The sequence below is a fragment of the Legionella stuttgartensis genome (assembly GCF_977063405.2).
In genome coordinates, this window is record NZ_CDRUHA020000071.1 from 190,942 (window position 1) to 205,440 (window position 14,499).

Here is a 14,499-nt window from a genome sequence, read left to right on the forward strand (position 1 = left end):
AACCCATTCTAAAGAATGTTTACCCTTTTATTTTTTGCAAAGCCTTCCTCCAGCCACGATAGTCCTGCTCAACTTGCTCCAAAGCCCTTTGCGGTTTAAGTGATTGCTCTACATCCCAAATTGCGTGCAGCTCATCCAAAGAATTAAAAATTCCGCACCCCAAAGCCGCTAATATAGCCGCACCCTTTGCAGTTGTTTCAATATCTTTAGGTTTTTCTATCTCTAATTGACATTGATCTGCTAAAAATTGCAAAAACCACCGATTAACTGCCATCCCACCATCAACTCGCAATAAGGATAAATCCAATTGGCTGTCCTCTCTCATACAAAAACATACTTCACGAGTTTGATAACAAACCCCTTCTAATGCTGCGCGAGCAAAATGAGCTCTATTAGTGGATAAACTCAAACCGAACATGGATGCTCCAGGGGCAGATAACCAATGTGGTGCACCTAACCCTGTGAATGCTGAAACTAAATAAACTCCATCATTTCCATTCAAGGAGCTTGCCAGGGCCTCAGTTTCATCAGAACTTGTTATTAACTTCATTGAATCGCGTAGCCATTTTACAGTTGTACCTGCATGATAAATACTCCCTTCTAACCCATATACAGTTTTTCCTTGAATCTTATAAGCAATTGTGGTTAGGAGTTTATGCTGTGATAATACTGGTTTATTACCCGTATTTAGCAATAGGAATGCACCCGTACCAAAGGTTGCTTTTACCATCCCTATTTTAAAACACCCTTGACCAATTAAAGCAGCTTGCTGATCACCAGCAACTCCCGTAATTGGTAATTCAATACCAATCCATTGCTTATCCATCATCCCAAAGTGGCTATCACTTGCACAAACCTTAGGTAAAACAGACTCGGGTATTTTGAAATAATCAAGTAAATCTAAATCCCATTGTTCTTTTTTAATGTTAAACAGCATCGTCCTCGATGCATTGGTCACATCGGTTAAATGCAAATGCTCCGTAGTTAAACGCCATATTAGAAAACTGTCAATGGTACCGAAAGCTAAGTCGCCTTTACCTGCAAGCTCTTTTGCTTCTTGATTGTTCTCTAAAAACCATTTTAATTTAGTTGCAGAAAAATAAGGATCCGGAATTAAACCGGTTTTTTCTTGTATCATCGATGCATCAATTGCTAACGTATCGCAGTATTTGGCCGTTCTCCGATCTTGCCATACAATTGCAGGAGCAAGACATTTGCCTGTCTTTTTATCCCAAATTACTGTAGTTTCCCTTTGGTTTGTTAAACCACAACAAACTATTTGATCGGCTGAAACTTTAGCTACAACATCACGCATAGCAATTAAGGTTTTTTGCCATATTTCTTCTGGATCATGCTCAACCCACCCTGTTTGAGGATAATGTTGAGTAAGCGGATATTGACTACTAGCAACTAACTCACCATAAACATCATATATCATGGCTCGGGTACTACTCGTTCCTTGATCAATTGCAAGTAAATAATTCATTGTTGCAGCGTTCCTTGTCCCAACTATTAGTGTATATTGATAGTGTATACTTTTTTTCTGGAGACCAAAATATGAATTCGGTTTTTGATGTTGCAATTATTGGCGGCGGCATCAATGGCTGTGGTTGTGCTGCAGATGCAGCATTAAGAGGATTATCTGTGGTGCTCTTAGAACAAGACGATCTGGCCTCAAAAACATCCTCCAGCAGTACCAAGCTTATACATGGCGGATTAAGATATTTAGAAAACTATGAATTTAGTATGGTTAAAAAAGCAATTATTGAACGACAAAGACTTTTAGACCTGGCACCACATCTAGTACATCCCCAAGCTCTGGTTCTTCCCTATGAAAAACATATGCGATCTGCTTGGTTTTTACGTTTGGGGCTATTCATTTATGATCATTTAAGTGGCAAAAATCGTCTACCTAAATGCAAAATGATTTATAGGAAAAGTAAAAAGGATTATTTTTCCTCCCTAATAGATGAGCTGAATATGGGGTTTCTCTTTTATGACGCAGTTACCGATGATGCTCGTTTAACTATTGTTAATGCAATCCAGGCCAAAAATCATGGAGCAAGCATACGAACTCACTCAAAAGTAATTCATACTGAAGTTGTCAATAACTTATGGCAATTAACAATACAGCCTAAAACGGGTCCAAATTATACACTCTATGCTAAATCAGTAATTAATGCAGCAGGCCCATGGGTTAAGTCAGTAGAAGAGCTCACTAAAATTCCAGATCGGAAACAAGTTAGTTTAATTAAGGGAAGTCATATTATCGTACCCCAAATTTATGAAGGGAATCAGGCCTATTTATTACAACATCAAGACAAACGTATTATCTTTGTCATTCCTTATCATGGATTTAGTATGATCGGCACAACTGATATCCCCTTAACGGATAATCCCTGTGAGGCGAGCATTAGTAATCAAGAAACTCATTATTTAATAGATTTAGTTAATTCATATTTCAAATCCAAGATATCAGAAAGGGATATTCTCTACACTTGGAGTGGTGTACGTGCTTTACTTGCTGAGGACAATAAGGAAGCCAGAGCCTTAAGCCGGGATTATTCATATGAAATTCACCATACTCCCGCACCAATCGTTACAATTTATGGGGGTAAAATTACTACTTACCGTCAATTAGCAGAAGAAGTCATAAACCAGCTTCATCAAACCTTTCCACAGATTAGTTCCTCACTAACAGCATTAACGCCCTTACCCGGAGCCATTTTTGAAGGAATGAACTTTGATCAGTATGTGGATTATGCTAAAAAGAAATACGGATGGATGGATCCAAACCTACTTAACCATTATTTATATACTTATGGAAGTCGCATGGAACTATTTCTTGCGACTTGTGACAATCAAGAATCCTTAGGAAAAAAATACTGTACTTACCTCTATCAAGTTGAAGTTGATTATTTGATTTTAGAAGAGTGGGCACAAAATTGTGATGATATACTAAGACGAAGGACCAAACTCGATTTAATCATTGATGAAAAAGGCAAGAAAGAACTCGCAAATTATTTATCACGAGTTACTTCTTTTCCTTCTGTTGAAGTTCCTCTTTTATTGCACTAACATCAACAGCTACTGCTTGTTCAACCAACTCTTTTAAGGTGGAAGCTGGCATACTGCCAGCATTTGAATAAATGACAATTCCTTCCTTGAATACCATCAGATGAGGAATCGAGCGTATTTCAAAGAAATCAGACAATTGTTGCTCGGCTTCAATGTTAACCTTCGCAAATTTGATATTTGGAAAATGCTCCGCTACTTGCTCATAAACTTTAGAAAATTGTTTACATGGGGCGCACCAGTCAGCCCAAAAATCAATGAATACAATGCTATTTTCTTCAATTAATGATTGGAATTCTGCACTGGATACATTGATACTGGTCATATTGCTTCCTTAACTTCGATGGAATTAACAATCTTTTGAAAAACGTCATCTACATCACCAGTACCACAAATACTATGAAACTCAGGAGCACTATGATCACCACTCTCAGCCCATGACTTATAGTAGTGAACTAGAGGTGCGGTTTGACTGCGATAAACTTCTAGACGTTTTCTTACCGTTTCTTCTTTATCATCTTCACGTTGGATTAAAGCATCTCCAGTAACATCATCTATTCCCTCGCGTTTGGGGGGATGGTTTTCAATATGATACACACGCCCTGAAGGTTGATGGATCCTTCGTCCACTGATTCGTTTGATAATTTCCTCATCATCCACAGCAATTTCAATAACGTGATCTAAATAAATTCCCGCTTGCTTTAGAGCATCTGCCTGCACAATTGTTCTGGGGAACCCATCAAAAAGAAACCCATTAGCACAATCACTCTTTTTTAAACGTTCTTTAACTAATCCAAGAATAATCTCATCGGATACGAGACCACCTGTTTCCATAATTTTTTTAGCACTTAGTCCTAAGGGCGATCCCTGTGCAATAGCCGCACGCAGCATGTCACCAGTGGAGATTTGCGGAATTTGATAACGTTCAATCAAACGCAAAGCCTGGGTTCCTTTTCCTGCACCCGGCCCACCCAAAAGCATTAATCGCATTAAAAACTCCTTAGTGATCTATATCAGTTTTAATTACTGAATATATTATTACTTATTAACTTATATAAATTCAAATGCAACCCTGATTCTATTTCATCAATCCAAAGTTGCCACCTTTAAAATTCTAAAACCAAAATCGTGATTTTAATGATCTTTTACACGAATTAAGTTGCATTGCGTAAAGTTGTGAACGTGCTTTTACTTTACGTGCAACAGGTAATAACCATGATTTTCTCAAATAAGTTCTACGTTGATAACCACCTATACCTTCATGATAGGCTAAATAAAGCGCATAAGCATCTGTGCGAGGAATTCTTGCTTTTTTATAAGCTTCATTCGCATACCAACCAATAAAGTCAACACCGTCAGCAAAATTATCACGTGAAGAGAACCATCCACCACAATTTTGTTTGTAATGACTCCAAGTTCCATTTAATGCTTGGGTGTATCCATAAGCTGATGAAGGTCTTTTCCAGGGAATGATACAAAAGAGTTTCTTGCGTGGTGGCTTAGCTCGAGCATTGAATTTTGATTCTTGGTGAATAATAGCCATTTGTACAGGAATAGGAACCCGCCATCGACGCTCAACATCCTTAGCGTCTTTATACCACTTTGGATGCTGTCTAAATATACTACATACGTTGTTTATATCTGCAGGGGGATGGCTAACACATGCAGTAAGAAAAAAAGTAATCAACAAAAAAACGATGCGTATCTTGTTAAAAATTTGTAATAATGCGTCCATGAGCAACCAAACAATAAAAAGATCATTTTAACAAATTTACTAACTACAATCTACGCTTGCATTATATCCTGATGAACCCAAGTTATACTATTGTTTCTAAAAAATAAACTACTACTTCCCTGCTTTACCACATGTTAAGATATAGTTCATTCAAAATTAGCTAAGCTGAACCATGACCATTCTTGTATTCGATATAGAAACAATTCCTGATGTTGAGGCAGGCCGTACTTTATATGACTTAGATGGGCTCTCTGATAAAGATACAGCAGAAGCAATGTTTGCCTTGCGTCGAGCGAAAGTAGGAAATGATTTTTTACCTCATTATTTACAAAAGGTTTGCGCTATTTCTTTAGTGATGAGTCATGGCTCACAAATAAAAGTTTGGTCTTTAGGCGATGAATCTTCTGATGAAAAAGAACTAATAACCCGATTTTTTTCTGGAATTGACAAACATACTCCAACTTTAGTCAGCTGGAATGGCAGTGGCTTTGATTTGCCTGTATTACACTACCGCGCCTTGTTGCACGGAATTCCCGCACCCACCTATTGGGAAAACGGTGATAATCAACAAAATTTTCGTTGGAATAATTACTTGAGTCGATTTCATTACCGACATCTTGATCTCATGGATGTGATTGCAGGATATCAAAATAAAGCGTTTGCTCCCCTGGATGAAATTTCCAGCATGCTTGGATTCCCTGGAAAAATGGGCATGAGTGGTTCTAAAGTATGGGAACAATATTCATTAGGTCAACTAAAAAGTATTCGTGATTATTGTGAAACAGATGTACTCAATACATACTGTGTTTTTTTACGATTTGAACTAATGCGCGGTGTGATTCAAAATGATGAGTATAGCCATGCACTCGAATTACTCAAAACATATTTGAAATCCGAACGCGAGAAAACACACCTACAAGAGTTTTTAAATAACATGGCATAATTTGTAGATACTGTCTTTAAAAGAAAGCTAAGTTTTCATTCGAAGGGTACTTGCTTTTAAAAACAGGAGTCTACGACGACGGATCCCTGATTGACTCATACCCATCTTCTGGAGATCCCTCACTACGTTCAGGATGATCTATCCTTCGCTGTTGTAGTCTGGGCGATGCAAAGCGGAACCCAAGAATACAGGACCGCTTATATCCCAGGCTCCGCGCACTTCACTCTGGCTACATTGATTTAAAAAGGTCGATGACCAGTAAAAGAAGACACTAAACGATCGGCCTCAATAATCTTGAGTGCATCCTGATATTCTTTACTCTGCAAATGCTCCAAAGTTTTTGCAAAACGCGCTATCCCTAAGTTTTTATACTCATCTATACTTACAGATTTTGCTTCATTTGCTAATTGAGTCCAGGACCACAGGGTAATCCACCACTCCACAACAGGTTTATAAGCGGTATACCATGCCAATATTGAATCTGAAAGTTCTTCTTTTCCGAAATATGCTGTTAAATATGCTAATTCTTGCTCCTTGCTGAGCTTAGCCTCTATAGCAAAATAAACAAGGTCCCAAATAAAATCGTTGTTGCTTGAATATTCCCAATCAATTTGATAGATTTTTTCTTGTTTTTTTGTTCCCCCAGGTACCCTCAAATAGTTTAAAGGTGTCGAATCATTATGGCATGGGGACATTTCAATTTTATAAGAAGAGAATAATTTCTTTAAATAAGACATTTGCTCTATTACAAAATCGACTTCCGCAGAAAAAGTAAAATTTTTAATTTTTAATTGTTCCACCAATTGTTCATTACGTTCAAATACGGCAGTGTCATTGTCAAATCGTTCTGAGGTATGTAGTTTTTTTGCCATCTCAGCTAAGATTTTTAATATATCAATTCGTTGCAATGTTTCCTTATCTAAATTCTGAGCACCCTCGATGTATTTAGTGAGTTGTAATCCCTTCGGTCCATCATGCTCTATAGGGACGTTAAGTCCTAATATGGATGCCTTACGTGCGTTTTTCGCTTCATCCTTCCGCGATACTGAAAATAATGATACATCTCCTGGAATTCGTAATACCCATCGTGCCGGTTTTTTACTTTCAATAAGGTCAGGATCGATCCCGGGAATTTTTGAGAGGAATTTAGAATAGTCTTGTTCTGTTTGTATTCTATAAACAACATTTGTCATTCCACCTGACATTAATTTTAATCTTAATACATCGAGCCCCACTTTAGATAACAATGGAATTTGTTGAGTCGTTGTCAATAAATTCGTGTATTTTTGAGTTAAATCCACCATTTTTTTCCATTTATGATTAACCAATGACGCCTTGAACTGCGAGGTTGGATCAAGTAGACTAAGGATGTAAATCATTAAATGTTCATTAATTCTGGGTTTGCCACTATCATCACCAAAAAAATGCCATTTCATAAGAATTGATTCGCAAAATTGAACATCAAAAGAGTATATAAAATTTAGACACAGAATTACAAGATAGCACACTTAAAGAAAAAATTAATCAACCGGGCTCTTGTTATGACTGAACCCCTTATTCCTATAACTAAAAAACACGCGTTAATATTTGCCTGCTTTTTTGTCATGTATGAGTTTCTAACTTATATTGCAAACGACATGATCATGCCCGGTATGGTTCAAGTTGTTCGTTCCTTTAATGCGCCAGAATCGGCCGTAGCTACTTCTTTAAGTGTTTATATTCTCGGAGGCGCAAGTTTACAGATCTTCTTAGGTCCAATTTCTGATAGTTATGGGCGCAGACCGATGATGCTCCTTGGAGCATTTCTATTTTTTGTTTTTACAATATTTATTGCTTGCTCCAATTCGATGAGTCAATTTTTGGTCGCACGTTTTTTTCAAGGTATGGGCTTATGCTTTATTGGGGTAATAGGCTATGCGACCATTCAAGAAATTTTTGAAGAAATGGATGCGATTCGCTTAATAGCCATTATGGCCAATGTTGCAATTCTCGCCCCATTACTTGGGCCACTTATTGGCGCCATCATCATTCATTATACGTCCTGGCGATATATCTTTGTTGGCATAGCGCTAGGGGCCCTTGTTGTATTATGGGGGTTATGGCGATATATGCCTGAACCGATAGGTCAAATAAAGAGAAATGGAGAACTAACCCCAAAAACTAAATTCTCAGCAAACAAAGTTCTTCAGAACTATAAAGACTTATTTACTAATAGAGCATTTTGTTTTGGAACTTTAGCAGCAGGTACAGTTGGTATCCCCTGTATTGCTTGGATTGCATTAGCACCTATTATTTTTATTGTTGAGGCGAAACTTACAGTAATCCAATATGGGCTTTGGCAACTTCCGGTATTTGGCGCGACCATTTTAGGCAATTGGTTTTTGCACAAATTAACTTATAAATACAAAATTAAACAAATCGTTTTTCTAGGTTGTATTATTCTGGTTATTGGAACAGTTTTAACTTCTTTGCTTCCTTACCTGTTTGGTAATGCATATTATTATTTACTTCCAGGAACGATTATTTATTTTTTTGCACTAAGTGTAATTAATGCACCTTTAAACAGATACTGCCTCTTTGTAACCCCAGTAAGCAAGGGAACCGCCTCTGCATTGGTTAGCTTATGTGTGATGGTTGTAGGCGCAATAGGAACAGAAGGAGCTAACTTCTTCTATAAGCATCATAATAATCTTCATTTTGGGCTTTACTGTAATGTAATCGAGCTGATCTTCCTGATTTTCATAGGATTAACCTTTTTATCTAAAAATCCGATTGCCGATGAATCAAAGCAGATATGAGTAACATTATTTAACATAGCAACCCCCTGTTTTTAAAATGACAAATCCTTAAGATAAACTTTAAACTGACTTGAATTTTTATTAAATTCATATTAAATCTATTAAGTTATCCGATGCACGATATTGCCAATACTCATTCTTAAGGATAAGAAATGCTAAAGAAAATCCAAATATTCTCTTTATTAATAGCAACCGCATATTTCCCTTTTGTTTCGGCAGAAACATACAGAGTTCCCGCCACAAAAGACACCGTTACTCTTGGTCTTTTTTCACTGGATAAGAAACCTGCTGTTAAAGTTCACTCTGGAGATTCAGTATCTTTAGAAACGTGGAACAGTTGCTTGCATGAAATGGTCTTTAATAAAACAACGCCCGCTGAAATTGCAAAATTCTATACAAAATATGACATTCAAAAAAGACGGGGTATGCACAGCTTAACCGGTCCTGTTTATATTGAAGAAGCAGAGCCAGGAGATGTCCTCGAAATTCGAGTCTTAGATATCAAGTTGAATGATTTTGGATACAACTTTTTGAGCCCTACACAAGGGATTTTATCAGAGTTTACCAAGCCAAGAATCATGTACTTCAAATATAATAAAGAAAAGAACACCACCGAGTTTGCCAAAGGAATTTGCTTACGCTTGAAACCCTTTCCGGGGGTTATCGCGGTAGCCCCACCTACAGATTGGCCTGATGGCTGGCCTGTGAATTTAGAAACTCATATGGGCCAACCCGTTCCAGGACAATTCAACTCAGTTCCTCCCGGTCCTTTTGGAGGTAATTTGGATCAACCAAGCCTGCAAGCAGGATCCATTCTTTATTTGCCCGTTTTTCAAAAAGGTGCTTTAGTTTGGACTGGTGATTCCCATGCGATGCAGAGCAATGGAGAGATTGATGTCACAGCACTTGAGACCTCTTATGAAGGAATCACCCTGCAATTTATTGTACGAAAAGATTTAAAAGCAGAAGGAGTATTTGATAAAACCAAACGAAATGGGAGTAACTTATTCACCTGGCCTATCGTAGAAAATGCTGATGAATGGATAATAATGGGTTTACATGAAAACTTGTTTGAAGCGATGCAACTTGCCTCAAAGAATGCCATTGACTTTTTAGTGCGTACTCAAGGATTTTCACCACAAGAAAGTTATCAATTTTTAAGCATGGTAGGTGATTTCAATATTCCAGAAGCAGTAAATGTTATTAAAAACGTAGCTGTTCATATTCCTAAAGAAGCCTTCATACACAATGGGAAGACAACCACGCTTAGCTCTGGAGGCAAGTTTCCCTTAACATCACCTAAGAGTAATGAGCAGGCAACCTGTGAGCCCCAAGAGGGAAAAATTGTTGAATAATCTTTAGGTGGAATAATGAAAAAAATTTTGGTTTATTTATGTTTATACTTCATGGCTTCAACTGCCTTTGCTACGCAAATTATGCTTGATAATAAAACCAATTACCCTGCAAAAAATAATCTAAGCAAAATTGCAGTACAATGGGGAGAATCAGCTGAGGCCATTCAGGAGAGCAATAAAACCATCGTCAATGGTGCAAAATTGGATTTAAGTTCCCTAATAACGCTCTCTCAAAAAGGGCAAATCCAACTTACTCTACCTAATCATGCTCATTACTTTAGAGTGCTCGTATGGTCAACTGACAAAAAGGAACCTGATTTACTGACAAACTGGGTCGATGTTATCCCTAATAAGACCTATACTCTAAACCAAGACCAACTTGCATCAGCAATACTGGTGTCTGGAGCTGGCTGTTAGTCTTTCAATAATCTTTTAAGCTTGTAGCACTAAATAGTGCACAAGCTTAAAAATTTCTTCCAAGCAAAATGTTTCTTCTTTCCTCATCTGCTTTTTTAAGTAATCGATACAGTACCATTTTACACAGTTGCTTTAAAACTGTTACTTAATACTGGAGTATTTGTATTCAATTTAGGATAGAAAATATTGAATCTATCTTTAGAAAAGTATATGGTAAAAGATGTTATAAAACAGATACATATTAATGCTTTTAAAAGAAAAATTATGATCCGATCACTATTTTTTATCTTATTTATTCTTATAAATTGCATTGATATTGTGAATGCAAAAACTTCTGAAACTATTCCAACAACATCATCTAAACCTAAGTATGTAACCGACAGCTCGAGTATCAGCTCAAACCCCGCTGCAGTCAATGTGACTACAGGCTCGGGTGCAATTCAACGCTATATAGAGAAAAAACTAGGTATTGAAAATAATCATGGAATTATGGTTCAAGGAGCCTGGATTGGTGACACCAATAAATTGTTTTCAGGAGGAATACCTGATGCTGACCGTGTCACATCAAACAGTGTCTTTTTATTAGATCTGACAGTAGACACCGAACAATTTAATGGATGGAATGGAGGGTTATTTAGCGCTCAGTTTCTGCAACAAAATGCACAGAATACTAATGCTCAAGCAGGGCTTATTCAAGGGTATAACTCATTACCCGATGTTTATCCTTTTAATCGATCTGAACTTTATGCTCTTTGGTATAGGCAAGAACTTTTTGATAAAAAAATGTTTGTTCGAATTGGAAAAACAATTACTACTCTTGATTTTAATAATGTAATCAAGCCCGCCCCTCTTCGCTCTGATGAGCCCAATATTCCTGCAGTAACAAGCTTAATTTATACTCCGATTTTTATTAACCCAGCCGTAGATGGAGTCATGCCTGGCTACACGAATACTGCCTATGGCATTACTGCGACTTTGGCTCCAATTGATCAATGGTATCTTTCCTACGGCATATATGATGGTAATTTAGCCAGTGGTAAACAAACAGGTTTAAGTGGGCCCACATTCAATGGAAACTATTTCCAGGTAAGTGAAACGGGTGGCGCCTGGACTATAGGTAAAAATCATCGACCTGGTACGGCAGGAATAGGAGTTTGGCATCAGACTGGTTTGATTCGTCAACACAATCTATCCGAAATGGGAGCAACTGGTGCTTACTTATTTGGTTCTCAACGTTTATGGTATCGCCATCCTGGATATGACATCAGTGGTGTTTCTGCGTTTTATCAATTAAGTATCAATAATTCCAGTGTTTTACCCATGAATCGTTCTATTGGTGCCGGCTTTACTCTATTCGGCCTTATTGCAAATCGTGAAGGCGACTCATTAGGCGCTGGATTTTCTCTTGCTTGGCTTAATCACAGAATATCCAATCGCTCCTCAGAGTTAATGTATCAAATTTATTACCAAGCAAAATTAATAACTAATGTCTATCTCGAACCGGCACTTTCATACATACCTACCCCAGGACAAGACAACAATCTACAACCTGCTCTCGCTGGAACATTACGCGCTATTGTGCTGGCTTAAAATTTACTGCTTATAATTAAGCATCAAACAGTATATTCATTGCATTGACGGGCACAAAAAACACCACAAGATCAATCATTTGACACGAATAATAATAAATGATTAGTATTGAATTTTAATTAACAAGAAGAATCATTTTGCTTCCACTCCTTATGTAATTTAAGTATCAAAAAACCAAGTGCTATTAGGGATATATTTTAAAGGGAATAAAAATCATGACTGTTGAACTCATACAAAAAGGAGAAGAAGATACAAATGATTACGAGCAAAGTTTACGAGAGTTAGGTTATACCAACTTAGACAAACATCTTAAAGAAGATGTTATTGCCATCTGGAAATTTTTTTGCAATCAAGAACTGGTATACAATGGTTTGGGAAAATTTGTTACAGACTATTTCGCATTTACCAAACAAGGCAAAAAATCTTTACGCCAATTTTTCGATGAATGGGGCAGTAATAATCATTTTAATCAGCCGGAATGTTTTGAGATTAGTAAAGAGTTTAAAACCAGCCCCCAATTCCAATACCCCAAGCATACACCTGTTTTGTATGGTGAACTAACAGCAGACTTATTTAATAACATTCTACTAAAAAATGGTTATTTATCTGCTGATGCGGGCGCAGGTCCCAAGCATGGCAAGTGGGCTCACTCCATTCAGTTTTTTCTTTTAGAAGAAGCACGTAAGGAAGGTATTTTGCAGTTGCATTCTCCAACGGTGTGCAAATTTGTACAAACAATCTCACAAATTAAAGGTTCTTTTGAATCATTAAGTTTATGGGACATTCTGTTTGACTCTTTTGAGGATCATATTTTTACTTACCCTAATAATATAACTACGGTCTTATCCAGTTCCTGGCACGGTTCAGATGATGCTAAATTCTTAGCAGCAAAGTTAAAAGCTTTTGACGAAAAATTTAATCGGATTGCCCAGGATGAGCATTGCTATAATGCCTATGCTAAGCAAAAATATTTAAGTAGATTAAATGAAGCAAGTTATATTTTTTATAAAGAAAAATGTGGTTTATTATGGTTTACACCGAAAGATAAGCAAGACACATCTGCCTCAAGTCTATTGAATCCACTCTGTAACCTTCAGTTAGGTTCTTGAGAACAAACCAACTCATTCTTACAATAAAAAATGAGTTGGTTAAATAAGAATTAATGCTTCTGATGCGCTGGATGAGACTCTTTGAGTAAGCAGCTTGCAATAAGCAAACTGGCTAAAAAGCATATCGGCATTACCATTAGGGCAATTTGATAACTTGCAACACTATATACATGCGCCCCATTCACTACATGCCATAAGTTAGTATGCTGTAATATGTAACCTACCAAAGGCTGGAATATTGCACCACCTATCACTACGGAAAGGTTATTAAAACCTGAAGCTGTACCTACCAGATCAGGTGCATTATTTTCTTTAACTACTGCAAAACTTACCGTTTGTCCACCCGCTCCTAAACCCAACACAAAGAGTATAAAAGGCGTCCATCCATAAGATAATCCAGGAAAATACAAGAGGATCAGTGTTGCAAATAGCCCTAAAATTGAACTAAGAATTAGAGCGATACGTCGACTTTCAATCTTATCACTAAACCATCCTAAAAGAGGACTCCCTACACCTATTCCAATCCAAATCATACTGCATAATCCTGAAGCAGCAACCACACTTATTTGAAATTTTTCTTGTAAATATGGAACACCCCAAAGTGCGGCAAAGACTGCGATGGGGGCCCAAATTGTGAACGCATATGATCCTATTATCCAGGTATAACTATGTTTGCATACGGCAAGAAGTCGCTTCCATTCGTCACGCAAGTAATGTTCAGGAACTGATTGACTCTTCTGGTGTGGATAATCTCGTATATACAGCCAAAAAAATGCTGCTAAAATAAACCCAATAATGGAAAGAATAAAACTTGCATTACGCCATCCAACTGCTTGAATTAAATAAGCAAGAGGCATTTCACCAAAGATAGCCCCTACTGAACTCATCAGTTGAGCAACTCCAGCCAAAATAGCAAAATAATAAGGAGGAAACCAACGTGATAATAGAACCAGAACACCGATAAATGAAAACGCAGAGCCAATTCCAATAAGAAACCTTCCAATACATGCTGTGAGCACACTGTCTGTTGATGCAAAAAAAGCAGAGCCTAATGCACATAGGATGATAGCGAAGGTCATTAGTTTACGCGGACCATAACGGTCATATAATACACCCGCAGGTAATTGCGTGGGCGCATAGGCATAAAAATAAAAGGCAGATATAACCCCAAACCCTTGACCGGTAACCCCAAAAGTTTTCATCATGGATTCAGCCATAACGCTAGGAGCTACTTGCAAAATAAATTCATATAAATAAAAAGATGCGGCAAGGAAGAATATAAAATAAGCGGTTGCAAGACTCGTGCTCGCTCCTTGATTTGTTTTATCTGTATAATGTGCGCTCAATTTAAGATCACTCCGTTTGAAATTCCACATTTAAGCCTATACGTATTTATTTTGTCAATACGTTCTTAGTATATAAAAGACATATAGAAGATAATATTGGGCAAGTTTTTATGTTTAACCCATGTTTTGCT

At 37.3% G+C, this 14,499-nt stretch carries 13 protein-coding genes; 7 read left to right on the top strand and 6 right to left on the bottom strand.

Features of this window, described 5'->3' with window-relative positions; genetic code table 11:
* Nucleotides 1-19: 19 nt before the first annotated feature.
* Nucleotides 20-1,486, bottom strand: a complete 1,467-nt coding sequence (glpK, locus tag ACWTEW_RS25460) for a glycerol kinase GlpK (protein WP_454780895.1) — start codon at nt 1,484-1,486, stop codon at nt 20-22.
* Between the two features lie 71 nt (nt 1,487-1,557).
* Here glpK and glpD point away from each other — a divergent pair, with 71 nt between their 5' ends.
* Nucleotides 1,558-3,078 (top strand): glycerol-3-phosphate dehydrogenase, encoded by a 1,521-nt coding sequence (glpD, locus tag ACWTEW_RS25465; RefSeq protein ID WP_454780896.1) that lies wholly within the window; start codon nt 1,558-1,560, stop codon nt 3,076-3,078.
* On the opposite strand, the gene ACWTEW_RS25470 is transcribed toward glpD, so the two are convergent.
* The 3 genes from ACWTEW_RS25470 to ACWTEW_RS25480 form a co-directional block, all read right to left on the bottom strand.
* Nucleotides 3,035-3,400, bottom strand: coding sequence for a thioredoxin family protein (locus ACWTEW_RS25470; protein ID WP_454780897.1), 366 nt, complete (start codon nt 3,398-3,400; stop codon nt 3,035-3,037). The two genes, glpD and ACWTEW_RS25470, sit on opposite strands and share 44 nt — an antisense overlap.
* Nucleotides 3,397-4,065: an adenylate kinase gene (adk, locus tag ACWTEW_RS25475; RefSeq protein WP_454780898.1), complete on the bottom strand. Its 669-nt coding sequence runs from the start codon at nt 4,063-4,065 to the stop codon at nt 3,397-3,399. Before adk ends, ACWTEW_RS25470 begins: the two co-directional genes overlap by 4 nt.
* Before the next feature lie 124 nt (nt 4,066-4,189).
* Nucleotides 4,190-4,810 (bottom strand): transglycosylase SLT domain-containing protein, encoded by a 621-nt coding sequence (locus ACWTEW_RS25480; RefSeq protein WP_454780899.1) that lies wholly within the window; start codon nt 4,808-4,810, stop codon nt 4,190-4,192.
* 172 nt (nt 4,811-4,982) lie between these two features.
* Here ACWTEW_RS25480 and ACWTEW_RS25485 point away from each other — a divergent pair, with 172 nt between their 5' ends.
* Entirely contained in the window at nt 4,983-5,753 is a 771-nt protein-coding gene (locus ACWTEW_RS25485; protein WP_454780900.1) for a 3'-5' exonuclease, read from the top strand.
* Nucleotides 5,754-5,992: 239 nt separating this feature from the next.
* Here ACWTEW_RS25485 and ACWTEW_RS25490 read toward each other — a convergent pair whose 3' ends face one another.
* Nucleotides 5,993-7,189 carry an F-box protein gene (locus tag ACWTEW_RS25490; RefSeq protein ID WP_454780901.1) on the bottom strand — a complete coding sequence of 399 codons (1,197 nt, stop codon included), beginning with the start codon at nt 7,187-7,189 and terminating at the stop codon, nt 5,993-5,995.
* A 105-nt stretch (nt 7,190-7,294) separates the two neighbouring features.
* On the opposite strand from ACWTEW_RS25490, the gene ACWTEW_RS25495 reads away from it, so the two are divergent.
* From ACWTEW_RS25495 to ACWTEW_RS25515, 5 genes are all read left to right on the top strand, one after another.
* Entirely contained in the window at nt 7,295-8,551 is a 1,257-nt protein-coding gene (locus tag ACWTEW_RS25495; RefSeq protein WP_454780902.1) for an MFS transporter, read from the top strand.
* A 152-nt stretch (nt 8,552-8,703) separates the two neighbouring features.
* Complete coding sequence (locus tag ACWTEW_RS25500; protein ID WP_454780903.1) at nt 8,704-9,906, top strand: acetamidase/formamidase family protein; 1,203 nt, start codon at nt 8,704-8,706, stop codon at nt 9,904-9,906.
* A gap of 15 nt (nt 9,907-9,921) precedes the next feature.
* Complete coding sequence (locus ACWTEW_RS25505; protein WP_454780904.1) at nt 9,922-10,323, top strand: hypothetical protein; 402 nt, start codon at nt 9,922-9,924, stop codon at nt 10,321-10,323.
* Between the two features lie 264 nt (nt 10,324-10,587).
* Nucleotides 10,588-11,913, top strand: a complete 1,326-nt coding sequence (locus ACWTEW_RS25510) for a carbohydrate porin (RefSeq protein ID WP_454780905.1) — start codon at nt 10,588-10,590, stop codon at nt 11,911-11,913.
* A gap of 215 nt (nt 11,914-12,128) precedes the next feature.
* Entirely contained in the window at nt 12,129-13,022 is an 894-nt protein-coding gene (locus tag ACWTEW_RS25515; RefSeq protein WP_454780906.1) for a LirA/MavJ family T4SS effector, read from the top strand.
* 50 nt (nt 13,023-13,072) lie between these two features.
* Here the strand turns inward: ACWTEW_RS25515 and ACWTEW_RS25520 are convergent, their stop codons facing one another.
* Nucleotides 13,073-14,368, bottom strand: a complete 1,296-nt coding sequence (locus ACWTEW_RS25520; protein WP_454780907.1) for an MFS transporter — start codon at nt 14,366-14,368, stop codon at nt 13,073-13,075.
* Nucleotides 14,369-14,499: the final 131 nt, after the last annotated feature.